This is a genomic window from Prosthecobacter sp. SYSU 5D2, from assembly GCF_039655865.1.
In the GTDB taxonomy this organism is placed as follows: Bacteria; Verrucomicrobiota; Verrucomicrobiia; order Verrucomicrobiales; family Verrucomicrobiaceae; genus Prosthecobacter.
This window is the reverse complement of record NZ_JBBYXL010000012.1, coordinates 120,099-144,508: the sequence shown is the minus strand read 5'-3', so window position 1 is coordinate 144,508 and position 24,410 is coordinate 120,099. Positions and strand designations below refer to the sequence as shown.

Genomic DNA, 24,410 nt, shown 5'->3' with positions numbered 1-24,410 from the left:
GGGGCAGGGGAGGATGGTTTACTTCAGGCGGTCGTTGCCACGCGCAGGCAGTTCCCAGCCGTTTTCCTTCAGCAGAAACTGCAGGGTCTGCAGAAGCTCTTTTCGTCGGGTGGCAGGGAGCGGTTTAAAAAACTGACGGTCATTTTGATCTGCCAGTTCGGCGAGTTGCGGCACGAGTTTGCGGGCGGCGGTGGTCAGGTTGAGTCCAATGGAGCGGCGGTCGGCCCCTGCCGTCCGTTGCACCAGCCCCCGCGCCTCCAGCCGGTCCATCATGCGGGAGAGGGAGCTTTTGTCCACGCCCACCAGCGCTGCGGCTTCATTCAGGGTCAGCTCCTCCCGGTCATACAGGGTACGGAGCACCACCCATTGCGCCACCGAGATGTCATGCCCGGCCAGCCGGCTGGCGAAGCTTTCCGAAACAAAGTTGGAAAGGCAGCGAAACCAGTAACCCAGGTGGTCTTCAAGCTGGCTGACGGATGTTTTCGACATGGCACATAAACTATGTTGTATTAACAACGGTTGTCAATACAACAATAGCTGAATTAGGTCCACCAATCACTATGGCTCAGGAGGAATTCATCCTGGGACAGGGAAGAGCCGCTTGGATGAAATCATTTGTTAGCCAATATAAAACGCACCTTGTTAAGGCGGCTGGGCATAGCCCATGTCAGAATAGGAAATACAAAACTTAACCAGAGCGTTTGGCAAACCATGACCATTTTGAAGTTTCTGTTCAGATTCCTAGTCGCCATGGTTGTTGCATCCATCTCGGGGGCGTTTGGGATGATAACGATGACAGTTCTGCTCAGGTACACGCTCTACCGCAAACATGGGCCGGGACCTGATGATTCCGAATGGTTTAATTCGGCGTTCCTCGCCTTGCCGTTTGGCTTGACCGTCGCCGTGATTCTCCTGCTGAGGAACTTCAGCAAAAAGAATGATCGTGTTTTCAAAGAACGATAACTTTCCCCTCACCCCCGCGCATCCCCGGCCCGGCTGGGCGGCGCATAAAGGGGACGCGGGATCGGTCCCATGCCGGCATCACCATCGCGGGCCTGGTCGCGGATCGCCCTGGCAATCGCCTCCGCCAGCTTTTCCCGATACGCGGACGTCGCCACGAGCCGGGCCTCATTGGCATTCGTCAGATACCCGCACTCCACCAGGATGCAGGGCAGGGCGGGGTTGCGGGTCAGGCGCAGGCGTCGGCGCACCAGACCGGCATTGCCGTTTTCATAGGGGGCCAGGGCGGAGAGGTTGCGCTGCACGCGTTTGGCCAGGGCATAGCTGTCGCTGCGCCAGTAATAGGTCTCCGGGCCGGAGCGGGAGCGGCTGCCATAGTTAAAGTGGATGCTCACGAGGATGGCATCCCCATAGCGGTTGGCCCTGGCCACGCGCTGGTCCAGCTCCACAAAGTAATCGGCATCCCGCATCAGCACCACCTTGAAGCCCGGCCACAGCTCACTGCGCAGCCGCTTGGCCACATCCAGCGCCAGTTGTTTTTCCACCAGGCCACGGGCACGGGCTCCCGGGTCATGCCCGCCGTGGCCGGCATCCACAATCACGGTGTCAAACCCCTTTGGCCCAGGCCGGTCTCCGTAGATGTTCCGCTGCGTCAGGATGGGCGCGCTTCCGCAGGCCGCCAGCAAGAGAAGCAGCAATGGAACAGACAGGAAGCGGATGAAAAACATAGCATCGTCCCTGCAAAGGTCGTGCCAGGATATCCGTCAGCTTTGCGGAGAAAAAACGGCCATCGGATTCACCGGTGCTTCCTCGATCTCCGGATACTCACCCTCTCCCGGAGGGCCGGGGAAGTTTTCATCCACAAAGCGCCGCCACGTGTCCCTGGTTTTGACAGAAATCAGCTCCTGGATGCCGTCTCCGCATTTGCCGCAGACCATGATGCTGTGCAGCAGGTTGATACCCTCGCAGATGCCCGTGATGACAAAGTCATCCACGCCCTTTTCACCGCGCTGCACACCGCAGACGGAGCAGTGCTGCAGCCCGCGGTGCAGGTCCACATTTTCATCCTGATACTCGGCCAGGCGCTTTTTGGATTCCTGGGAAAATTCCTCCATCATGCTCACCCGGCAGTGGTCGCACAGCGCGTATTCCATCACGCACTCGCCCTGCTTGTAGGCCTTGGAAATTTGGAAGCCGCCCTGGTCATCTTCCAGCGTCTCCCCGCAGCGCGTGCAATGGCGAAAGGGACGGTCCTCGTACTCGCTATGGAGATCGCGGGGGATAGGCGGGGGTGTCTCATCGGCCATGTGGTCATCTTGCGCCGGATGCAGCCGTTTGCCAAGCCCTATGGCAGGTCAATTTGCCTCCACTTCCACCGCCGCATCCTCTTCGGCCGCCTGGCGGCTGGCATAGCGCTCGCTCTGGCTCTGGTATTCCGCCAGGATGTCATCCAGCTCCATCAGGCTGCCGAGCTGGCCAAACCGGCCCCTCAGATACTTGCCACCTGGCAGGCTGCGCGTGTAGCCCATGAGGCGGGAGCGCATGGAGCGGACGATTTCAAACTCACCCCCCCGGCTGCTGCGGGCGATGGCCAGCTCACAATGCCGGCGCATGAAGGCAAAGCGCTGCTCCACCGTGGCCGGTGCGGCATGCGTGCCGGTGCTGAGATACTGCTTCGCTTCCTGAAACACCCAGGGATTGGCCATCGCTGCCCGGCCGATCATGATGCCCTTCACATTCGTCTGCGCGCGGCGCACCTCCACATCCATCCCGCTGGCGATGTCCCCATTGCCGATGACAGGGATCTTCACCGCATCCGCCACCTGGCCGATGACCTCCCAGTCCGCCACCCCCGTGTAGCCTTGTGCGCGGGTGCGACCGTGCACCGTGATGGCCTGGATGCCGCAGTCTTCCAGGATCTTCGCCACCTCCACCGCATTGATGTTCTGCGCATCCCAGCCGGTGCGCATTTTGGCCGTCACGGGGATGGGCACCGCTTTGGCCACCTCCCGCGCCACCTCGGCCAGCAGCGGGCAGTTTTTCAAAAGGGACGAGCCGCCGTTTTTGGACACCACCTTGTTCACCGGGCAGCCGAAGTTGATGTCAATGAAGTCCGGCTGCTTCCAGTCAATGACCTTCCGCGCCGCCTCCCCCATGCGCACGCCATCCGCGCCAAATAGCTGCACACCCAGAGGCCGCTGGCCTTCGTCAAAATCCGTGTAATGGCGCGTGCGGTCATCCCTCTGCAGGATGCCTTCAGCGCTGACAAATTCAGTCACCATCACATCGGCACCCAGTTCCTTACAAAGTCCTCTGAAGGTCATGTCAGTCACTCCGGCCATCGGTGCCAGATAAAGAGGGAATTGCGTGCTGTGCAGCCAGGGAAGCATGGTCTAGAATAACGCCAATTAAGCAATGGGCAAGGATCGTGCTTGCACTCCTCGATGGGAGCGCTTGCAATGATGCCTTGATACTCAACATGAATGATCCAGCCACCTCCAGCTCCGACCGCACCTTGTCAGGTCTGGGGGTGCCGTTGCCGGATGCCTTAATACTTCCGGGAAATCCGTTGGTCCCGGCATCTGAAGATCTCTTTACGTCTCCTCCTGCCCCAGTTTCCTCAGCCCAGGACTCCACCGCGCTTCTGCCAGACCCGGCAGGCATCAAAACCGGTGCCGAGTTTGGCCTCAGCCGTTTTTGTGAGCAAGCTTTCATCAATCCAGAGTCTGCCCGTACAGGCAGCCAGGCCATCCTGACGGCTTTTGATGACAGCGGCCTCTGGCTCGCCAGTCTTGTCCAGCCGTCCCATCTGGTGGCAGAACTGCGTCAGCAGTGCTGTCTGCTTACACGGGTAGTCATCACACAGTGGACCCGCCAGGGGGAAACCCAGAAACTCGTCCGGCTTGCGGAGGCACTGTTGGAGGCACAGCCGCCTGTCCTTTCACATGAGGCAGGCCAGATCATGGCGTTGCTGGCCAGTTTGTTAGGCGTTTTGCGCCCGGGACCGGCTCCGCGCTGGCTGGCGGCCTGCCGGCCGCTGTTGCGGGATTCCGTGGATCCCCATCTGCTGCGGGAGGCTGCCCAGTGGGTCAATATCGGGCAGATGCTGGCCTCACTGCCGCAGGAGGACCGCCATTTCTGGAACCGCCGTTTGCGTGATCCAGAGCAGGACTGGGAATGGGACAGTCCGGAGGCTCTGGATGCATTGCGCCGTCTATCGCCTCTGCTCCACGGGGATGCGGAGACCTTGCTCCTTTTTCAAGCCACCGTGCCCCGCTGCTGGTGGGAGCTGTGGAGCGGACAGCGGCAGATCCTGCTGGAATCAGCCGGCAGCAGGGCTGCCATCTCTGGAAAGCCCAGTCCCATTACCACCTTTGCACTTGGCCTCGGCTTGGGCGTCCTCTGCATGATGCTGGCTGGCTGGTGGGCCGCTTCGTGGAGCCCCGGCATCCTTCCGGCCTCTGCATACGCCGTGACTGCCTCAGCCTCAGATGACAGGCCGTCCCCTTCCTTTGCCTTTCATGCGGTGGAGGCCCCCAACCCGGTTTTGGAAAGTCCCCCCGCCTCTGCTGCCCCGCTTCCATCGAAACCCGTCATCACTAAAACAAAAGCCAAAGAACTCCCGCCTCTGTCTCCTGCCATGCAGGCCCGTCGGGATGCAGCGGCAAAAATCGGCGCCACCATGCCAGAGCTGCAGCGCCTGCACAGCCTGGTCCGGACAGGCACTGAGCGGGAGGCCACGCCCCACATCCAGGGGCGGACCATGATGGCAGCCCAGGGCAGCAAGGAACACCGGGCTCTGCTGCGATGGCTGCTTTTGGATCCGCCGTTGGACCCGGTGGTGCGGGAGCAGGCTGGCAAGGCCGCCGTCCGCGTTCTCAATGCCCAGGAAATGTATGACACGCTGAAGCTCTGCCTGCACCCAGCATCCCCCAATCTCAAAGAGGCCAGGGAGTGCGCAGAACTTTTGCTGGCCCTCAGCGGAGAAGGTCTGGACGCCACACAGCGTCAAAACCTCGTCACAGCGGCTTCCGTCAAGTGAGTGATGGCCCCGTGCCGGTGCGGCGCTTGCCGGCATTGACTATTGAAGAGCAGCACATCACCCCTGCTGCCAGTATTTCTCCACCGCCGCCACCAGCCCGGGGATCGTGTTGGTCTCCGCCTCCACGTCCACCGTCAGCCCCAGCTTGCGTGCGGCGGCTGAGGTGATGGGGCCGATGCTTGCCACTTTGATGCCGGCAGGCAGGGCCAGTTTCAGATTTAGAAAACACTCCACCGTGCTCGCGCTGGTGAAGGTGATCATATCGGCCCCCTCGTTCACCACGCGGGCGATCGCCTCCAGGTTGTCCTCTTTTTCAGGCACCGTGCGGTAGGCAATGGCCTCGTCCACAATTGCGCCCAGGCCCGTCAGTTCATTGGCAATGACCTCCCGCGTCTCCTCGCCACGAACCCACAGCACATTCACGTTCTCCATATTCTGGTGCTCCTTCAGCGCCGCCACCAGACCCTCGGCCACAAAATTCTTCTCCGGCATCAAGTCCACTGCCAGGTGGTATTCCTTCACCTTTTCCGCCGTGCCCGGACCCACCACCGCAATGCGCACGCCGCCGATGCTGCGGGCGTCATTGTACAGCTTATAAAACATTTTAAAGAACGCCTCCACCGCATTTGGACTGGTAAAGACAATCCACTCATACTGGTGGCAGTCCTGCACCAGCTCGCCAAACAGCATGGGGTTTTGCGGCTCCTCGATGCGGATCGTCGGCAGCTCGATCACGTCCGCCCCCAGGGTGCGCAGTTTCTTGCTCAGCACTCCGGCCTGCTGGCGGGTGCGTGTGACGATGATTCGCTTGCCAAAGAGCGGCCGGTTTTCAAACCAGTTGATGTTCTTCCGCTCCTTCACCACATCCCCCACCACGGCGACTGCCGGGGCTTTAAATCCCGCCTCCTTCACCTTGGCCGCCATCGTTCCCAGCGTGGCCACCAGCGTCTGCTGCCGTCCATGCGTGGCCCAGCGCACCAGCGCCATCGGCGTGTCCGGGTTCGCCCCGTTTTCCATGAACTTGCCCGTGATCTCCTCCATGCGCTCCACGCCCATCAGGAAGACCTTCGTTCCGTCCGCCTTCGCCAGTTTGGCATAGTCCAGGCTCGTTTCCTCTTTCGTCGGGTCCTCATGCCCGGTAAATATCGTCAGCTGGCTGCAGTGGTCACGATGCGTCACCGGAATCCCTGCATAGGCCGGACCGGCAATCGCACTCGTGATGCCCGGCACGATCTCAAAGGCCACGCCTGCCTCCGCCAGCTCTGCCGCCTCCTCAGCACCACGGCCGAAGAGCACCGGATCGCCCCCCTTTAACCGGGTCACCACCTTGCCCTCGCGCGTCAGCTTCACGATCAGTTCGTTGATCTGATCCTGCGTCAGCGTGTGGTCCTTGGCCTTTTTTCCCACATACATTCTTTCCGTGCCGGGCCGGGCATGGCGCAGCAGCTCCGGATTGCACAGATAGTCATAGACCAGTACATCCGCTGCCTCGATGCATTCCTTGCCTTTGATCGTCAGCAGGCCCGGATCACCGGGACCGGCGCCGACGAGATAACAGATGCCTGGGGAAGGGGAGGTGGGAGATTTCGACATGGCTGGGAAAGGGGCTACGACTGTGGCGAGCCTTCTGCGCATGGCAACTCCGCTCATCATGGAGGCGGAGGGGAGTGTCAGGGAGCCGCAGCATGGACAGGCATGCTGCCGTTGCTTCCGTCAGGACCTGGCGGGGTTCACAAGCTGGACATCCACGGCCCCTGACATCTCCTGATTAGTGCAAAGAATCCGCCACGACAAGCGGCAAAAAAAATCTTTCCGCCATAAATTTTCCACTAAATGACCGGATGTAAAAAATGGTGTTGTCGAAAAAGCGCATATTCGGTAGAACACAGGACTTAATTCACATTTCCCAACAACAACATCATGCTCTGGAAGATTCTCTCTGCACTCTCTGGTGCCTGCCTCGCAGGCGCTGCCTTCTTCGCTTGGCTCAATCAACAGGACCTCGAAAAGGAGCGTATCCGCCTGTCGTTTGCCAATGCCAATCTTAAGGCGGCCCAGGAACGCAAGGCTGAAGGGGATGATTCCCTCAAATCCAGACAGGAAATGCTCGCCACGGCTCAAAAAGACCGCGATGCCGCCCGTGAAGAAGTGCTGAAGCTCACCGCCGAAGCCCAGGAAAAAGAAGCCGCTCTGGCCGTCATCAAAGGAAACCTCGAGCAGGTCACCGCCCAGGTCACTTCCGTGGAAAAACAGATCGCCGACGCCGGGGACATCGAAAAACTCGTCGCCCAGATCGAAAAGCTCAAAAAAGAGCAGCAGGATGCTGAAGGCGCCGTCGCCAACCAGACCCAGCGTGTCGCCTCCGCCAAGGAGCAGTATGATTACGTCGTCAGCCAGATCACCAAACTTCGTGATACCGAAGCCCAAGGCCGTCGCGGCATTGTCGCACCGGACTTCACCGCCCGCGTGGCCCAGTATTTCCCAGAGTGGGACTTTGCCATCTTGAGCAAAGGCAATTCCCAAGGCGTTTTTGCCAATGCTGACCTTGAAGTCAAGCGGGGCCGCCAGGTCATCGCCAAGCTGAAGGTGCGCAACGTTGAGCAGTACGGTGCCATCGCCGATCTCATCCCCGGCAGTCTTTTGGAAGGCAATTCAATCCGTGCGGGCGATACCGTCGTGGCCGCCGCCAAGCAGAGCTCCGAAGCCCCTCCCAAGCCTATGACCGACGGTACCACACCGCCTACGGAAACCCCTGCTCCCCAGATGGACGCTGACACACCGGCTGCTCCCATGGGCTCCGATCCATTTGGTGCTCCAGCCGCCCCTGCTCCCGCAATGGGCTCCGATCCTTTCGGCGCTCCTGCCACTCCGGCACCTGCTCCCGCTTCGGATCCATTTGGTGCCCCTGCCACACCGGCTGCTCCGGCTCCCGCTTCGGATCCTTTCGGTGCTCCTGCCACGCCTCCGGCGGCTCCTGCTGGCGGTGCCTCAATGACTTCCGATCCTTTCAACTGATCCTCTCCGTTCCCTTACCCGACTCCCGCCAGGTAACCTTTTCTTTTCTCCCCAATGACCAAAGTCCTTTTCATTCTCAGCGCCGTGGTGATGCTCGTCGCCACCTTCTTCGCTTACAACAACGGCCGTGCTTTTGTGGAAGTGCGTAACAACGTCGCCAGCACCAATGTCAAAGTGCAGGCCGAGCTCAATGCCGCCAAAAAAAGCGTTGAGCAGGTCACTCAGGTTGCGAATGAAGCGGATGCTGTGAAGCAGGAGCTTGATGTCGAAGCCGAAAAGATCAAAGCGCAGAAGCTCAAAATCGCCAGTGCTGACAATGATACCAAGCGCACTCAGGATGAACTCGACGGTCGCAATGCCAAGCTCGCTGAACTGAAGGTAAAGCTGGACAGGCTTCCCCAGGGCGTCAAGCCGGAGACCCTGGTTGAGGACATGAACAAAATCAAAAAGGCCATCGCCGACCTCCAGGTCGAGGCCGAGGAGAAAAAGAAGGAAGTCTCTGCTGAAGAGGCCAAAGTCGCCGAAACCCGCAAAGGCCTGGATGATCTCATCCGCAAAATCGAAGAGCGCAAAAAAGGTTTCGATCGCAATTCTCTTTCCGCCCAGATCGTCGCCGTCAACAGCGACTGGGGTTTTGTCATTGTCAACGCTGGCCAGACTAAAGGCATCACCGAGGCTACCAAACTCCTTGTCACCCGTGGCACCCAGACCGTTGGCAAGCTTAGCATCGTTTCCGTTCAGGGAGACCGCACCGTCGCCAACATCCTTCCGGATACCCTCGCTGAAGGCATGACTATTGCCCCTGGGGATCGCGTCATCTTGGAAAACCTGTACCAATAACCCGTCTTTAGGCGTAGCGTCTGAGCCATGTCTCCCCGTCTCATCCTCCAATCCCTCCTTGCATTAGTCCTGGTTCAGATGCTGGCTTCCTGTGCCACGGAAGAACGTAAACGCGAGCGTGTTCCACCTCCGGCCGTAGGGGACAGCAGCCTTCCCTGGAACCGTCCGCCCAAATGGGAAGGCAATGCCCGTTACGGCTCCATGATGCCAGGCAGCCGCTAAGCCTCTTTAAACTCTACTCCAAAAGGCAGCCCCCAAAAGGCTGCCTTTTGTTTTTCACACTTTTGCGCGATCTGCCCTGCTTTCACCGTTACCTTGGACCGGCTGTTACTGCCCTCCCTTTCCGTCCGTAATCCCTTTCTGATGATCTTTTCCCTCACCTCCCGCATGCTGCGCACCGTGGACCCCAAGTGTCTCACGAAGATCGCCTGGAACTTTGGCTACAAAGGTGCGCGCTCCGTCATGCTTTTCAAAAAGCGCATGGAGCAGGGCACCTACTTCCCGCCCTTCCTCTACATCTCCATCCTCAACTCCTGCAACCTCCGCTGCCAGGGCTGCTGGGTGGATGTGGACAAACCACGGGAGGCCATCAGCCTGGATGAGCTGAACAAGATCATCAACGACGGCAAAAAACACGGCAATGCCTTCTTCGGCCTCCTCGGGGGCGAGCCCTTCATGCATCCCGAGCTGCTGGACCTCCTGGCCATGCACCCGGACTGCTACTTCCAAATCTTCACCAACGGCCAGTTCATCACCGCCAAGACCGCCGATGCCCTCCGTAAAATCGGCAATTCCACCCCGCTGGTCAGCGTCGAAGGCAACAGCACCGTCAGCGACGAGCGCCGGGGCAAAAAAGACGTTCTCAACAAAACCCTTCGCGGACTGCAAAACTGCCTGGATGCCAAGCTCATGACCGGCGTGGCCACCAGCCTCTGCCAGACCAACATCAACGACCTTCTCACCCGCGAGTGGCTGCAAAAGCTCATTGATATGGGCGTCCACTATACCTGGTACCACACCTACCGCCCCGTCGGCCCCAAGATCAACGACCAGCTCGCCCTCACCCCGGACCAGATCACCCAGGTCCGCCGCTTCGTCACCTCCATGCGGGCGGAGATGCCCATCGCCATCGTGGACGCTTATTACGACCACCAGGGCAAGGCCCTCTGTCCCATGGCCACCGGCATCAGCCACCACATCGGCCCCACCGGCGGCCTGGAGCCCTGCCCCATCATCCAGTTCGCCACCGAAAACATCCGCACCGACCGCGACATCTTCGACGTCTTCAACGAGTCCGGCTTCCTCAAGGACTTCCGCGAAACCGCCGCCCGCCACACCCGCGGCTGCATCGTCCTGGAGCGCCCGGACCTCGTCAAAGACCTCGCCCTAAAGCACGGAGCCAAAGACACCACCATCCGTCAGACCGCCATGGCCGAGCTCGAAGCCATGACGCCCCGCACCAGCCAGTGGCGCGAAGAGGAAGAGATCCCCGAAAAGCATTGGATGTACAAGATCGCCAAACGCTACTTCTACTACGACTTCGGCGTCTATAAGCAGCTCGATCCCAAGGCCCATTCGCCTGCCCTCTGACCTGGAGCGCTTGCGTCCCGCAGGCCGTTTCTGCGTCCCGCAGAAAACCGTAAATCAAAGCACCTCTCGGATAAAAGTGCCGATGAAGGCAACGTCCACCAAGGAGTGAGGCCGTCTCGGCCTCACTCTGAGGGCAGGATGACCTCACACCCGTTCCTCATCCTCCCCTTGATCTCACAGGCCACCTGCATTAAAGAGTGTTCATGAGAACACTAAAATCTCCCATCAACCGTCCTCACGGTCGCGGAGCCTGCCTCAATACCGACCAGCGATTCTCCGCCCTCCAGGTCAGCTACGATCCTGGTGAAGAACCCGCCAAAGTGGCTACCAAGTTCTTCCATGACCATTCCAGCTCCATCATCAGCCGGAACGACAGCCCTGATCTCGGTTTTGGGGCCAGCCTGAATCCCTACCGGGGCTGTGAGCATGGTTGCGCTTATTGTTATGCCCGTCCCAGCCATGAGTGGCTGGGCTGGTCCGCCGGGGTGGATTTTGAAACCCGCATCATGGTCAAGACCGAAGCTCCCGCCCTCCTCCGCGCCGAGTTCTCCAGGGACAAATACCTGCCCGAATGCCTGGCCATCAGCGGCATCACGGACTGCTACCAACCAGTGGAAAAGCGCCTGGAGATCACCCGCGGCTGCCTCGCCGTCCTGGCGGAGTGCCGACATCCGGTCGGCATGATCACCAAAAATCACCTCATCACCCGCGACCTGGATCATCTGGGTGAGCTGGCGCGGTATCAGGCCGCCGCCGTGTACATCTCCATTACCTCGCTGGATGCCGATCTGGCCCGCAAGCTGGAGCCACGCGCCTCCTCCCTCAAGATGCGTCTGGAGGCCGTGCGCGACATGGCAGGGCAGGGGATCCCTGTCGGGGTCAATGTGGCCCCCGTTATTCCCGGCCTCAACGACAGTGAAATTCCCGCCATCATCAACGCCGCCCGCGATGCCGGCGCCCAGTTCGCCGGATACACCGTCATGCGCCTGCCCTTCAGCGTGAAGGAAGTCTTCGCCCTCTGGCTGGAGGAGCACTTTCCGGGGATGAAGGACAAGGTCCTCAACCGCATCGAAGAAACCCAGGGCCGCACCCTTTCCCATCCGGAGTTTGGTAAGCGGCTCAAAGGCGTCGGCGTCTGGTCAGACCAGATCGCCCAAATTTTCCAGGTCTCCCTGAAACGCGCTGGTATGCTCCATCGCCGCCCCAAGCTGACAACCGCCCACTTCCGCCGCCCTCGCGAAATCGGCGGCCAGATGGAGCTTTGGTAACGGGCATAAAAAAGGGCACACCGTTGCCGATGTGCCCCGCTTGTTGTTAAAACAGGCTTACTTGATCTCCGTGGCCCACAGGGTCTGCCAGTCGTCCAGGTTGTTCAGGTCCACAGCACCTGGGTTGCAGCTCCCGTCGTCGGCCAGGCCTGCAGCCTCCAGGATGCCGGCGCGCACGTCATCCCCGTGGATGTAGCCCATGATGGCCTGGTTGTGCTTGTAGATGTTGGCCTTGGTCAGGTTCACACCCGGATAGTCCTTCACCCAGGCTTCAAGCTGCACATACGTCGGCTTCGTGGCGATGAAGGCCAGAAAAACCTCCTCCGGGATGCCCAGCGCCGCCAGCGTCATGCCATCATAGCCTTTGCCGCAGGCCGGATAGTCAGGATGCAGCTTGCCTGCTGCAGCCAGGGAGGCCTTCAGCCACAGACGTGGCAGATGCAGCACACCGAGAGGACCGGCCACGCCGGAAGAAATGAGAGGAACAATTTGGCTCATGAGGTTGTAGGAATAATTGAATTCAGCAGAGCAGCCTGTCCGGCCGCCCTGTCTTGAACGTGGTGTACGTCAGCCATTGGTCAAGAGATGGCTGCATTCAGCAACAAAGATCAGACCTGCACGGACTCTCCCCGCCAGTCAGCCCACTATTCCCATTCCAGCCTATTCCACAAATCGGATCACGTACTCGCCCTTTTTGTGCATGTTTTCATGGTCACGGGCGCGGATCTCCAGGTAATTGGGGTCCGTTTTGATCCAGTCCACCTGCCGCAGCAGCTTGTCCCGCTCGGCTTTTAAACTGTCCCGCTGCACCTCCATGGAGGCCAGCCTGGCGCGCATGGCGTTCTGCTCCGCCAGCGGCTTTTTATAGACCGCCAGCACGACCGGCACCGCCAGCAGAAGCAGGCAAAATTTTCCCAGCCGCACCATCATCCGCAGCACCTTGTCGAGCTGCTGAGGTTTGGCGTGGTCGGTGGAAAATTCGCGATACTCCATGGCGGTGCCGTCGTGCGACGTTTTTGGTTAGACCTTCATGCGGCCGCCGAAGATCGCGTTCTCACCCAGTTCCTGCTCGATGCGCAGAAGCTGGTTGTACTTGGCGATACGGTCGCTGCGGGAAAGGGAGCCGGTCTTGATCTGGCCGCAATTCGTGGCCACGGCCAAGTCGGCAATGGTGTAGTCTTCCGTCTCACCGGAGCGGTGGCTCATCACAGCGGTGTAGCCATGGCGGTGGGCCAGGTCCACAGCGTCCAGAGTCTCGGTCAGGGAGCCGATCTGGTTCACCTTCACCAGGATGGAATTGGCGATGCCCTGGTCAATGCCCTTCTGGAGGAACTTCGTGTTCGTGACGAAGAGATCGTCACCCACGAGCTGCGTTGTGCCGCCCAGTTCTTTGGAGATGACTGCCCATCCGTCCCAGTCGTTTTCGGCACAGCCGTCTTCGATGGAGATGATCGGGAAATCCTTCTTCAGCTCGGCATAGTAGGCCACCAGCTCAGAGGCGGTGCGCTCAGACTTGTCGCTCTTCTTGAAGACGTACTTGTTCTTAGTCTTGTCGTAGAATTCGGAAGAAGCCACGTCCAGGGCGATGAAGATGTCCTCACCCATTTTGTAGCCGGCCTTGTCAATCGCCTGGGCGATGACTTCCAGCGCGTGGTGGGCGCTCTTCAGCGTCGGGGCAAAGCCGCCTTCGTCACCCACGGCCGTGTTCAGGCCCAGGTCATGAAGGATCTTCTTCAGCGCATGGAACACCTCGGCACCGTAGCGGAGAGCTTCGGAGAAAGTCGGCGCGCCTTTCGGCATGATCATGAATTCCTGGAAATCAATCGGCGCATCGGAGTGAGCACCACCGTTGATGATGTTCATCATCGGCACTGGCAGCACCTTGGCGTTCGGGCCGCCGATGTACTTGTAAAGAGGCTGGCCCATGGCCGCTGCGGCTGCCTTGGCCACAGCCAGGGAGGCGCCCAGGATGGCGTTCGCACCCAACTTGGATTTCGTGGAGGTGCCGTCCGCTTCCAGCATGGCCTTGTCAATGGACACCTGGTCAGCCGCATTGCTGCCGATGATCGCATCCGCGATTTCATTGTTCACCGCGTCCACGGCTTTCAGCACGCCTTTGCCAAGGTAACGCTTCTTGTCGCCATCGCGCAGTTCCAGGGCTTCGTGTTCACCGGTGCTCGCGCCGCTCGGCACAGCCGCACGGCCAATGGCACCGCCATCCAGGAGGACGTCCACTTCAACGGTTGGGTTGCCACGGGAGTCCAGGACTTCACGTGCGATGACTTCTACAATGGTAAGGTCGTCCATGTTTTGATTTAATTAAGTATGCTTAAGCTTCGGGATTTTGGCAAGCGGGGTTCTAAGAATCCACGTTTGAATCCCTCCGATAGCAGGATTCAGCCCCTTCTCAACTGATTTGGATTTCCCGGCTTCCCGAAGAAAACGACACCGAACGCTCACAATACTACAGACTTCGGTCGGCTGGGGATTGGGAAACTCGCCTGTCAGCGTCCAGAGGTCTGTTATCGGCCACCCATCCCTTTCCCATCATGCACACCACGCCTGTCCTCCTTTGTCTCCTCCTGCTGGCCACCTTCAGCACCCGCAGTACCTTCGCCGCCGGGCCCAAGCCAGGTCCTGAGGCCTACGTCACGGTGGAAACCCAGGACATGAAGGTGGAGTTCGCCTGTGACCGTGCCTGGACCATCAGCACCATTGTTTATCGGGGCAAAGTCATCACCGGCCGCCCCGGATTCTACGGCACCGTCGCCGCTCTGGAAGGTGCCCGCTGGATCGGCACCGGCCACAATGAAGGCGGCGTGGAAAAGGTGGAAAGCGCCGTGCTGACCGTGGATGGCAAGCCTTGTGAACTCACCGACAAGGCCGCTTATCAGGGCCGGCGTGCCGTGCTTAAAAAGCACTCCATGATCGGCAGCATCCGCCTCGTGGCCACTTACATCGTCACGGAAAACAGCGTGCTGGAGGAGCATCAGTATGAAATGACGCAGGAGATCAAAGTCGGCCGCATGTATGCCTTCATGCACCCCTTCATGCCAGCCACCACCGAGTGGATGGCCGAAACGATAAAGGGCGAAATAATTGAAGGCCGCTTCGACAGCAAAGGTGGTCACCAGCTCGATCAGGATGTCAGATGGACCGCCATCTACGATCCCACCGCCGGCCATGTCACCCTGGCCTGGTTGCCACAACCTCTGCCTGGACCGTCACCGAAAACCTTTTATTGGGATAAAACGGTTTATCACAAGCTCTACAACCAGGTCTGGTCCGGGGCCACCGTACCTGCTGGCACGAAGGCCCAGGCCCGCATCATCATTCGCCCCGCCGAGACCGATGAGACCTCCTGGAAGCAACGCGCCAAGGAGCTTGTCCAGGAAGTGCAGGCCTATTCCGAGAAGGGCGACTCCCAGTGGTCGGAATGACCTGAGCCGTCCGCGTTTGAGCGTGCTTCGCTGGTCGCGTAACTCTTTGATTATCAAAGAGTGGTGCTCGGGAGGGGACTCGAACCCCTAAGCCTTTCGGCACAAGATCCTTAGTCTTGCGCGTATACCAATTCCGCCACCCGAGCAGGGGTCGCTGATTTGCAGGGCGTGAAGTATAACCGGGTGGCGGGGGATGCAAGGGATGTTTTGCTTTTTCAGCAAAATAAACAGGCCATCCCTGAGGCTCATTCCTCATCCCACGGCAGGTCCCATGCCGTGATCCACTGGAGCTTCTTTTGGACAAAACCGCGCTTCAGCAGACGCTCTTCCATGTCGGGCAGATGGGCGGCGCCATAGAAGATGGCCAGGCGCTTTTTCCCCGCCTTGATCTCCCGGTCCATGACCTCCAGCGCGTGGCGGTTGCGCTCGCCGATGATGGTGGTGCCGCCGTTGGCCTCCATGCCGGTGATGAGGTGCTCCATGCTGTCGAATTCCTCTCCCATCATGCGTTTGAGATCCATGGAGGGGTCCTCCTGGCGGAGGATCATCATGAGTTGCAGCATGCTGGGCTGGGGACGGTCGCGGGGCAGGGCACTCTGGGCCTGGATCGCCTTCAGCCAGAGACTCAGGAAGGTCTCCTGCTTCGTGTCCTGGGCCTCAAAAAAACCCTCCACGCTCATGTCCGCATGGACAAAGTTGGGCGCACCATAGTCGATCCCCCGGAGCTGGCTTTCCAGTTTCAGTGTCTTGCGCAGGGTCTCCTGTACCTGGCCCAGCCATTGCAGCTTGCCGTGGCCGTCACCGGGCTTCAATTCCTCGCGCTCGGCCATGGGGCGACCGACGAGCTCGTATAAAACCGCGTCATAGGTTTTGAAGCGGGCGTTAAGCTCTTCAAAGTAGGTCTTGTCAGCGATGTGCACCGCGCCCACGAGATCCACGGTAACCCCTGCCGGCGAGGTATAGGTCACGATGGCCGTTTGCAGAAAGTCGGACTCGGCTTCGTCATCTTCCAGGAAGCGAAGGAAGTCGGTGGCCTCAGCTTTTGAGGCCGGTTGGGCCGCACTGGCAGGCACCGGGGCAGCGGCAGGAGCAGGAGCAGGAGCAGGAGCAGGAGCAGGAACCTGTTTCGCAGGCTCCGCACCCTGGGCCAGGGAAATGACCAGGACTGCGAAAACAAGGGGGAGGAATCGCAGCGGGCTCATGGCAAGGGAGATGTTATTCGGCGAAGATGCGGCCAAAGAAGGTTTTCATTTCCTCCCAGGAGGCTTTGTCGGCAGCTTCGTTATAGGCAGCGCCTTTGGAGTTGTCGTTGCCGGCAGCGACCTGCGTAAAGGCATGGACGGCACCCGGATATTCCACCAGCTTGTAGTCCACGCCGTGATCCTTCATTTCCTTTTGAAAAGCGGCCATGTTTTCAGCCGTCACAAAGGGATCATCCGCACCGTGCAGCACCAGCACCTTGGCCTTGATCTTCTTGCCGTCCTCGGGGTTCGGGGAATCCAGGCTGCCGTGAAAGCTGATGATGCCCTTGATAGGAGCGCCGCTGCGGCCCAGCTCGATGGCTGCCAGTCCGCCGAAGCAGTAGCCGATGCAGGCCACTTTCGAGGTGTCCGTGCGGGGGTCTTTGTTCAGCACCTTCAGGCCGGCATTGACACGGTCGCGCAACAGGGGGCGGTCAGCTTTGTACTTGCCGGCTTCTTTGGCAGATTCCGGCGGCTTGGGGCGGATGCCCTTGCCATACACATCCACCACGAAGACATTGTATCCCAGCTCGGCGAGCATCTTGGCCCGCATCTTTTCATTGTCGCTGACACCGGTCCACTGGTGCACGATGAGGACTGAGGGGCGCTTGCCTTCCAGGGCGTCGTCATAGGCCTGCCAGCCTTCACACAGGACATCGCCGGCTTTGTATTCCACAGGCTTTTCAACAATGGCGGCTCCGGTCATGGCGGTGACGAGGGAGAAGAGGGCAATCAAGGCACGTTTCATATAAAAGGGGTAACAGTCGGGGGGATATTAAGCAGAAGGTTGGACCGTGACCAGTACACTCTTTGAGGTGGGAGTCAGGCTGACATCGGCAAAACTGCCGATCGGTACCAAAACGTTTGCCTCAGGGAAATAGGCCGCACAATTCCCTCTTGGCTGGTCATAAGGCACGGCCAGGAAGCGCTGCGCCTCCCGCGTCTCCCCCTGGAAATGGCTGGTGATGTCCACCGGCTCCAGCGGGCCGATTTTCCGCTCCTTCATGTCCTCCGGGTTCATAAAGATGATGCGGCGCTCGTTGCCAATGCCGCGATAGCGGTCATTCAGGCCATAGATCGTCGTGTTGAACTGGTCATGGCTGCGGAAGGTCTGCAGGATGAGCTGGCCGGGGCCCGGCACCAGCACCTGCAGGGGATGCGTGTGCATCTCTGCCTTGCCGGAGGCCGTTTTCCACACGCGCTGGCGGGCCGTGTTCGGCAGGTAAAAACCGCCCGGCTCGCGCACCCGGTCATTGAATTTTTCAAAGCCGGGGATGACGCGTTCGATGTGGTCGCGGATCAGGTCGTAGTCTCCCGCCAGGGCGGCCCAGTCCACCTTGGACCGGCTGCCCAGCGTGGCAGCCGCCGTGCGGGCCACGATGGCGGGCTCGCTCAGCAGGTGAGGGGAGGCAGGCTCCAGATGGCCATGCGAGGCATGCACCACGCTCATGCTGTTTTCCACCGTGCAAAACTGCGTCAGGTCTCCGCGCACCTCCCACTCGCTGCGGCCCAGGCAGGGCAGGATCAGGCCGGTGCGGCCGGTGACCAGGTGGCTGCGGTTCAGCTTCGTGCAAACATGCACAGTCAGGTTGCAGCGGCGCAGGGCCTCGCCCGTGTATTCCGTGTCCGGCGTGGCCTGGAGGAAATTGCCGCCCAGGGCATAAAAGACCTTCCCCCGGCCCTCGTGCATGGCCTGGATGGCGGCCACCGTGTCCCAGCCATGATGGCGCGGCACGCTGAACTGGAATTCGCGCTCCAGATTGTCAATGAACCATTCCGGCATTTTTTCAAAGATGCCCATTGTCCTGTCCCCCTGCACATTGCTGTGGCCGCGCACCGGGCACAGGCCGGCGCTTTCCCGGCCGATCGCCCCCAGCAGCAGGTGCAGGTTCACCACCTCCTGGATGGTCGCCACCGCGTTTTTGTGCTGCGTCAGGCCCATGGCCCAGCAGGTGATCAGCTTGCGCTCCCCGCTGGCGGCCTGCCGCGCCACCATCTGCATGACGTCCCTCTGGATGCCGGACAGTTTTTCCAGCTCCGCCCAGTCCTGGCTGCGCAGGTGGTCGCGATACGTCTCAAAGCCCGTCACATGTTCCGTGATGAAAGCCGTGTCCAACGTCCCGTCCTCCACCAGCGTTTTGGCGATGCCCTTTAGCAGCGCCTGGTCGCCGTTCAGGTTCACCTGGAGAAAATGTTTGGCCAGCGGCGTGGACATGCCCAGCACGCCCTTCACCTGCTGTGGGTGCATGAAGCCCGTCAGGCCTGCCTCCTTCATCGGGTTCACCGCGATGATCGTCGCCCCGTTTTCCACCGCCCGCTGCAGGCTGCTGAGCATGCGCGGGTGATTCGTGCCCGGGTTCTGCCCCATGATGAGGATCGTCTCAGCCGTCTCCAGGTCCTTCAGCGTTACCGTTCCCTTGCCCACGCCCACGCTCTGGTTCAGGGCCGATCCGCTGGACTCATGGCACATGTTGGAGCAGTCCGGCAGATTGTTCGTGCCATAGTGACGGACAAAAAGCTGGTACAAAAAAGCCGCTTCATTCGTCGCCCGGCCGGACGTGTAAAACACCGCCTCATCCGGCGAGGCCAGCGCATTCAGCTCCCGGGCGATCAGGTCAAACGCATCGTCCCACTCAATCGCCTCATAGTGGCTGGCCCCCGGCTTCAGCACTACCGGCTGCGTGATGCGCCCCGCCTGGTCCATCTCGTAGTCACTCCATTCAGCCAGCTCCGCCACACTGTTCTCTGCAAAGAACTCCGGCGTCACCCGGCTCTTCGTCGTCTCAGACGCGATCGCCTTCGCCCCGTTTTCACAAAATTCAAACGCACTCCGGTGATCCTCCGGGTCCGGCCACGCGCAGCTCGGGCAGTCAAACCCGCCCGTCTGGTTCAGCTTCAGCATCGCCGACGTACCGCGCAGCAACCCACTGCTGCCATATACATGCTTCAGTGAATTGGCCACCGCCGGCACTCCGGCCGCCGAGTGTTTCGACTTGCCCACCTGAATGCCGGTCAGTTTTTCCGGCGGCTGGGCGGAGATGGTGGAGGCAGACATGGCAGAGAGGAAATTGATGATTTAGGATTGATGACTTTTGATTTGCGATGGCAGGCGCAAGGCGGGTCATGGAGATACGGCCGCTAACGGCCTGAAACCGAACCTCTTTCCCAGGCGATTTCCCACCCCCATCTGCCCCCCAGATGTCCCCACGGGAAAAAACGCGACGCAGCAATAGGCAGGCATGGACATGGGAAAACCCGGTCCGAAGGAGGTTGGCCCGACCGGATTTCCAATATCACCGATCCGGCCCCCAGATGCAAGAAAGGAGAATCGCAGCTACAGATGGGATTATATACTCGCAGAAAAACATATGTTTATTTTGACGTATGTTTATTTTGACGTATGTATTCCCATGAAGGCAAATCCCGGAGGGCAAATTGATCTCAAGTCGGTCGTTGGGCGCGATCGTCTCATTCGACAGATTTGGGAAATCGTGGAGCAGCAGAGTTTAGTCATTACTGCTGAGCGGCGTATCGGAAAGACCACGGTGATGAAGAAAATGGCGGCAGAACCCCAGCGGGGCTGGATGCCAGTTTACCAAGATTTGGAAAATTGTCACACAGCGGTCGATTTCGCGATGGCTGTTTATAAGGAGGTGCATCAGTTCCTCGGAAACAAGGGAAAGCTGACCCGACGTTCCAAAGAGTTCTTGGAGAAGTTGGGAGGCATCGAAATCAGTGGCATCATCAAGCTGCCGGAAAAATCAGCAGCCTCGTGGAAGGACTTATTGACCCGGGCCATTGAGGATTTGATTCATGAAAACGACGAGGGCACCAAGTTGCTGTTTCTGTGGGATGAAATGCCCTTCATGCTGATGAATATCAGGAACGGGGAAGGTGAGCAGACCGCCATGCAGGTTCTGGATCATCTTCGCTGGCTGCGCCAGACCCATAGCGACCTGCGCATGATCATCACAGGCTCCATTGGCCTTCATCACGTGCTCACTTCTTTGAAGGAAAAAAATTATGCGAATTCTCCCGTCAATGACATGCTGGCGGTGGATGTTCCTCCGCTGGCAGAAGGAGATGCTGCGCATTTGGCTGGACTGCTCATCGTGGGCGAGGCGCTGAAGTCGCCTGACCGTGGAATGGCAGCAACAGCGATTGCCAAGGAAGCCGATTGTTTTGCCTTTTATGTCCATCACATTGTCAGAGGGCTGAAAATGCAGGGCTGGGATGCCAGTCCTGAAAGCGTCGCCAAGGTGGTGACCCAGCATTTGCTGGATGCGAATGATCCGTGGCAACTGATTCATTACAGGGAACGCATTTCAACTTACTATCCGAATGATCAAAAAGCCGTGACCCTGGTTTTGGACCAGCTGGCGAGCCAGGAAGAGGCCGCTGCGGTGAGTGTATTGCTGAGCATGCTCAAAGCTGCGATGCCTTTCGATGACCGGGACAGCTTGATACGCCTCCTTTCCCTGATGGAGCGGGATCATTACCTGAAAAGGGATGAGGCGGGTCACTACCACTTCAGGTTCCCATTGATCCGCCGCTGGTGGAAAATGAATCGCGGCCTATGAAAACGGATTCACCACAGGCCATGGAACGCGGGAATGGCCGGACCATCTGGGTCTTCACCCCCAGTCGTACGGACCCGAAAGACCTGGAATACATCCTGGTTCAACGCCAGCCGCTTCTGCAGGATGCAGTGGAACGGGTTCGTGAGAGTGCCCTCACTGCCAACAAGCACCACCAGCTTTTTGTGGGACCTCGTGGCTGTGGTAAAACCCACCTCACAACCCTTATTGTCAGCCGCCTGAGTGATGACGAGGAACTCACAGACAGGCTGCGGATCGCCTGGCTGAACGAAGATGAAACCTGCACGACACTGCTCGAACTTCTGGTCAAAGTTCACGGTGCTCTGGAGAAAAGGTATCCTCTGGAATTCAAGGAGGACATGCTGGGGCCTGCGTTTGACCTGAAACCCGATGCGGCTTTAGAGTTCGTGTCCCGGCATCTGCTCTCCCAACTGGGCGCACGTACCTTGCTCCTCGTCACGGAGAATCTGGATGCAATCTTTGAAGGCCTTGGCGAGGCGGGGCAAAAGCAGTTCAGGTCCTTCATTCAGGAGAACCCCAAACTGACCATTGTGGCCACGGCGCAACGTTTGGTGGAGGATCTTTCGGGCCGGAACAGCCCTTTTTTTGGTTTTTTCCAGACGGAACACCTCAAGCCGTTGACCGTGGAGCAAGCAACAGAACTGCTTCAGAACATCGCCCGTCTTCAGGAGAAGGATGAAGTGGTCGAGTTCCTGGCTACCAGCCGGGGACGTTCCCGAGTCCGCGCGATTCACCATTTGTCTGGGGGTAATCACCGTATTTATATTGTCCTTTCCCAGTTTATCACCCGCGACAGCATTGACGCTCTGCTGGGGCCCTTCATGAAGATGGTGGATGAACTGACTCCTTACTATCAGGAGCGCATCCGCTGGCTGCCTCCGCTTCAGCGGAAGATCGTCGAGTATCTCTGTACTTGTGAAGGTACCGTTCCCGTCAAAGAGATTGCCCGAAGACTTTTTACTTCCCCACCGACGATTTCCAGCCAGCTATTGAACCTCCGTGAGAAAGGTTACGTTGAATCGAACCAGCGCGGGCGCGAATCGCTGTATGAAATCAGTGAGCCTCTCATGCGCATTTGCGTGGAGGTGAAAGACAATCAACGACATCAGCCGCTACGGCTACTGGTGGATTTTCTGCGTGTCTGGTATGACGATGAACAGCTTAAAAATCACCTTGGCAGGATGGAACCAGCTTCTTTGTCATGCGTGTATTTGGAGTCTGCGATTGAAAGGAACATTGTGGAGGGGAATCTACGAACGAAACTAATGCTGGAAGAAATCGGTTTCGTAATACCCGCATCGATAAAAGGTGAAGATTTTGCCAATCTCACGGCACATGTTTCGGAAGGGTTGCTGCTGACTGCGCAACTGCTGAAAGATGGGGATGAATCTGGGGCTATTAGCTGCTTAAATGAGGCTATCGAATTAGGAGATAATGATCTCAAACAAGCTGAAATGGTTTTACAAAGGGGTTTGCTGTTATCCAAAACAGGACGGTGGGAAGATGCGGTCAAGGACTTTGGCACAGTTATTGGTATGCGTGGGGCTTCTGTGAAGCAGGTCGCCCAAGCGCTATTAAATCGCGGTGTCATGCTTGGCCAAAATGGGGAAAATGAGCAGGCTGTCGAAGATTATACGTCAGTTACAAAGCACCCTGGAGCGTCAGTTGAGCAAGTTGCCCAGGCGCTGCTAAACCGCGGACTTCTGCTAGGCCAAGCAGGAAAATATGAGCAAGCTGTCAAAGATTATACCTCAGTTGCAAAGCATCCTGGAGCCTCAGTTGAACAAGCCATTCAAGCGCTTTTAAATCGAGGTCAGATATATTTGCTAAAGGATGATATGAATCAAGCACTTGCAGACTTTACGTCAGTTATAAACTCTCAGGGAGCACTGGCTGAGCAAGTTGCTATTTCGCACATGAGTCGCGGGGGTATTTTTAACAAAAAGGGCGAAAACAAGAAGGCTGTAGACGATTATTCGGCAATCATTAACCAGGCTGGGGTGCCGGATGAATTGGTTCTGCTTGCACGCTTAAGCCGTGGGTTAATTTACAGAGAAAACAAGAAGCTGGGAATCCAACTTGCTATAGATGATTTTACAGCGGTGATCACTTTTTTAGGCGCTCCAAATTATGTTGTGGAATTGGCTCTCATGGTGCGTGCTCTAACCTACAATGCTGCCGACAACAAGCAGGCTGCCATTAAGGATTATAGTGCGGTAATTGGACGAGCCAATGTGCCTATAAATTTGGTTGCAACTGCGCTATACTCTCGAGGGGTTGTTTTGTTTCATGAAGGTCGAAAATTGCAATCCCAGTCCGATTTTGAAACTTTGCTCCGTCTTGAGGGCGTTCCTTCCGAAAAGTTATCTGATGCTCATCTCGCCCTTTCAGAGCTTCACTTAAGTGAAGGGAGATGGAATGAAGGCTTCAGAGCGCTTGAGGCAAGTTTGGAATGTGGATCTAGGGCTCAACCCGTCTATCAGGGAAATGCAAAGGATATGATTGGGGTGATTTTTTCTGCCAGTCTGAACGCAGACAGCCGACGTGAAAAAGTGAACCAGACTCTTCAATTGTATACCAAGTATCAGGCTCTGCCGGTGCTTGGGGAAGCTGTGGTCCAGCACATTGGTGGGGTATTCCGGGCAGGAGAACCTTTTCCATCGGCTGACAATTTGGAGAGCTGGGTATCTGCCTGGGAGCAGGCGGCGGAAAGTGTGCCGGATTTTCGACTGTCCTTCCGGTTGCTGAAAACGGCTGTCGAGTTTGTCAAAGCAGGCGGCAAGGACCGGGCTGTCTTGTTGGATCTGGCCTCGGCTGAGCGTTCGATTGTTGAGCAGGCGCTGGGTCTTGGGGAGGAGGGGGTGACTGAAGACGTGTAACGGCAGCCAAGTAGAAGAGCCTAACTTTCTCTTTGGGAAGATGGAATGGGAAAAGAAATTGAACAACGGTTTCCCGCGAGATCGCCGCAGTCGCGGGACGGGCGCAGGAAACGGCACTCGGGACGCGCGCGCACCAGAGGGGGCAATTCGTCCACGAGGCGGCACGAAGAGTGCAAGACTGGGGTTATAGGGCGATGTCGGCGTCCCTGCCCGTCTGAGGACACGTAAAGTCTCTTAAATCGAGTTAGGGGGGGCTGTGAGGGGCCGCTTCAGAGGAGAAGGTCACGTTTGCCCAAGCCCAAGCTCACCCCGGTTTTTTCTTGGCAACATTGTTCGCAAAATTGCTCACTTCACATTCAAGGGCTGCCTCGTTCAAAAATAAACTTCGGTTAATAATAAAGCCGAAAATTATTGAAATTATATTGAGTGTGGTTAGAATGCGGCGATTCTTCATAAAATGGGCATTCTCCGTGGTTACGAGCGATACTTGGGCGACGCATCTTCGGCTGCGCTTAA

21 protein-coding genes, 1 tRNA gene and 1 other RNA gene are annotated in these 24,410 nt (G+C 58.2%); 10 read left to right on the top strand and 13 right to left on the bottom strand.

The window, feature by feature from the left end:
* Positions 1 to 18: 18 nt before the first annotated feature.
* Positions 19 to 489: a MarR family transcriptional regulator gene (locus WJU23_RS19805; protein WP_346334353.1), complete on the bottom strand. Its 471-nt coding sequence runs from the start codon at positions 487 to 489 to the stop codon at positions 19 to 21.
* Positions 490 to 711: 222 nt separating this feature from the next.
* On the opposite strand from WJU23_RS19805, the gene WJU23_RS19800 reads away from it, so the two are divergent.
* Positions 712 to 963, top strand: a complete 252-nt coding sequence (locus WJU23_RS19800; RefSeq protein ID WP_346334352.1) for a hypothetical protein — start codon at positions 712 to 714, stop codon at positions 961 to 963.
* An 8-nt stretch (positions 964 to 971) separates the two neighbouring features.
* On the opposite strand, the gene WJU23_RS19795 is transcribed toward WJU23_RS19800, so the two are convergent.
* The 3 genes from WJU23_RS19795 to dusB are packed head-to-tail and all read right to left on the bottom strand — an operon-like array spanning position 972 to position 3,350.
* Entirely contained in the window at positions 972 to 1,688 is a 717-nt protein-coding gene (locus tag WJU23_RS19795; RefSeq protein WP_346334351.1) for an N-acetylmuramoyl-L-alanine amidase, read from the bottom strand.
* Positions 1,689 to 1,724: 36 nt separating this feature from the next.
* Entirely contained in the window at positions 1,725 to 2,267 is a 543-nt protein-coding gene (locus WJU23_RS19790; protein ID WP_346334350.1) for a hypothetical protein, read from the bottom strand.
* Positions 2,268 to 2,315: 48 nt separating this feature from the next.
* A complete protein-coding gene (dusB, locus tag WJU23_RS19785) occupies positions 2,316 to 3,350 on the bottom strand; it encodes a tRNA dihydrouridine synthase DusB (RefSeq protein WP_346334349.1) in 1,035 nt (344 codons plus the stop codon).
* A gap of 89 nt (positions 3,351 to 3,439) precedes the next feature.
* Between dusB and WJU23_RS19780 the strand changes: the two genes are divergently transcribed.
* Positions 3,440 to 5,002, top strand: a complete 1,563-nt coding sequence (locus tag WJU23_RS19780) for a hypothetical protein (protein WP_346334348.1) — start codon at positions 3,440 to 3,442, stop codon at positions 5,000 to 5,002.
* A 57-nt stretch (positions 5,003 to 5,059) separates the two neighbouring features.
* On the opposite strand, the gene cobA is transcribed toward WJU23_RS19780, so the two are convergent.
* Positions 5,060 to 6,595, bottom strand: a complete 1,536-nt coding sequence (gene cobA / locus WJU23_RS19775) for a uroporphyrinogen-III C-methyltransferase (RefSeq protein ID WP_346334347.1) — start codon at positions 6,593 to 6,595, stop codon at positions 5,060 to 5,062.
* Positions 6,596 to 6,667: 72 nt separating this feature from the next.
* Positions 6,668 to 6,762: signal recognition particle sRNA small type (gene ffs, locus WJU23_RS19770), an RNA gene on the bottom strand.
* Between the two features lie 160 nt (positions 6,763 to 6,922).
* On the opposite strand from ffs, the gene WJU23_RS19765 reads away from it, so the two are divergent.
* From WJU23_RS19765 to WJU23_RS19745, 5 genes are all read left to right on the top strand, one after another.
* Positions 6,923 to 8,017: a hypothetical protein gene (locus WJU23_RS19765; protein ID WP_346334346.1), complete on the top strand. Its 1,095-nt coding sequence runs from the start codon at positions 6,923 to 6,925 to the stop codon at positions 8,015 to 8,017.
* 54 nt (positions 8,018 to 8,071) lie between these two features.
* Positions 8,072 to 8,857, top strand: a complete 786-nt coding sequence (locus WJU23_RS19760) for a hypothetical protein (protein ID WP_346334345.1) — start codon at positions 8,072 to 8,074, stop codon at positions 8,855 to 8,857.
* Positions 8,858 to 8,884: 27 nt separating this feature from the next.
* Positions 8,885 to 9,079 (top strand): hypothetical protein, encoded by a 195-nt coding sequence (locus tag WJU23_RS19755; RefSeq protein ID WP_346334344.1) that lies wholly within the window; start codon positions 8,885 to 8,887, stop codon positions 9,077 to 9,079.
* Positions 9,080 to 9,172: 93 nt separating this feature from the next.
* Positions 9,173 to 10,447, top strand: coding sequence for a radical SAM protein (locus WJU23_RS19750; RefSeq protein WP_346334343.1), 1,275 nt, complete (start codon positions 9,173 to 9,175; stop codon positions 10,445 to 10,447).
* Between the two features lie 203 nt (positions 10,448 to 10,650).
* Positions 10,651 to 11,715, top strand: coding sequence for a PA0069 family radical SAM protein (locus tag WJU23_RS19745; RefSeq protein ID WP_346334342.1), 1,065 nt, complete (start codon positions 10,651 to 10,653; stop codon positions 11,713 to 11,715).
* A 57-nt stretch (positions 11,716 to 11,772) separates the two neighbouring features.
* On the opposite strand, the gene WJU23_RS19740 is transcribed toward WJU23_RS19745, so the two are convergent.
* The 3 genes from WJU23_RS19740 to eno form a co-directional block, all read right to left on the bottom strand.
* On the bottom strand, positions 11,773 to 12,213 hold the full coding sequence (locus WJU23_RS19740) for a DUF5069 domain-containing protein (protein ID WP_346334341.1): 441 nt from the start codon (positions 12,211 to 12,213) through the stop codon (positions 11,773 to 11,775).
* Positions 12,214 to 12,375: 162 nt separating this feature from the next.
* Positions 12,376 to 12,708, bottom strand: a complete 333-nt coding sequence (locus WJU23_RS19735) for a septum formation initiator family protein (RefSeq protein WP_346334340.1) — start codon at positions 12,706 to 12,708, stop codon at positions 12,376 to 12,378.
* Between the two features lie 27 nt (positions 12,709 to 12,735).
* A complete protein-coding gene (eno, locus tag WJU23_RS19730; RefSeq protein ID WP_346334339.1) occupies positions 12,736 to 14,022 on the bottom strand; it encodes a phosphopyruvate hydratase in 1,287 nt (428 codons plus the stop codon).
* Positions 14,023 to 14,264: 242 nt separating this feature from the next.
* On the opposite strand from eno, the gene WJU23_RS19725 reads away from it, so the two are divergent.
* On the top strand, positions 14,265 to 15,155 hold the full coding sequence (locus tag WJU23_RS19725) for a hypothetical protein (protein WP_346334338.1): 891 nt from the start codon (positions 14,265 to 14,267) through the stop codon (positions 15,153 to 15,155).
* Between the two features lie 61 nt (positions 15,156 to 15,216).
* Here WJU23_RS19725 and WJU23_RS19720 read toward each other — a convergent pair.
* The 4 genes from WJU23_RS19720 to WJU23_RS19705 all read right to left on the bottom strand — a co-directional run bounded on the left by WJU23_RS19720 (position 15,217) and on the right by WJU23_RS19705 (position 19,451).
* Positions 15,217 to 15,301, bottom strand: a tRNA-Leu gene (locus WJU23_RS19720).
* A 99-nt stretch (positions 15,302 to 15,400) separates the two neighbouring features.
* Complete coding sequence (locus WJU23_RS19715) at positions 15,401 to 16,357, bottom strand: hypothetical protein (protein WP_346334337.1); 957 nt, start codon at positions 16,355 to 16,357, stop codon at positions 15,401 to 15,403.
* Positions 16,358 to 16,370: 13 nt separating this feature from the next.
* Positions 16,371 to 17,144 (bottom strand): dienelactone hydrolase family protein, encoded by a 774-nt coding sequence (locus WJU23_RS19710; protein ID WP_346334336.1) that lies wholly within the window; start codon positions 17,142 to 17,144, stop codon positions 16,371 to 16,373.
* Between the two features lie 27 nt (positions 17,145 to 17,171).
* A complete protein-coding gene (locus WJU23_RS19705; protein ID WP_346334335.1) occupies positions 17,172 to 19,451 on the bottom strand; it encodes an FdhF/YdeP family oxidoreductase in 2,280 nt (759 codons plus the stop codon).
* A gap of 355 nt (positions 19,452 to 19,806) precedes the next feature.
* Here WJU23_RS19705 and WJU23_RS19700 point away from each other — a divergent pair, with 355 nt between their 5' ends.
* Both WJU23_RS19700 and WJU23_RS19695 read left to right on the top strand, forming a co-directional pair.
* Positions 19,807 to 20,976: a hypothetical protein gene (locus WJU23_RS19700; protein ID WP_346334334.1), complete on the top strand. Its 1,170-nt coding sequence runs from the start codon at positions 19,807 to 19,809 to the stop codon at positions 20,974 to 20,976.
* Entirely contained in the window at positions 20,973 to 23,894 is a 2,922-nt protein-coding gene (locus WJU23_RS19695) for a tetratricopeptide repeat protein (protein WP_346334333.1), read from the top strand. The genes WJU23_RS19700 and WJU23_RS19695 overlap by 4 nt, the downstream gene beginning before the upstream one ends.
* Positions 23,895 to 24,410: the final 516 nt, after the last annotated feature.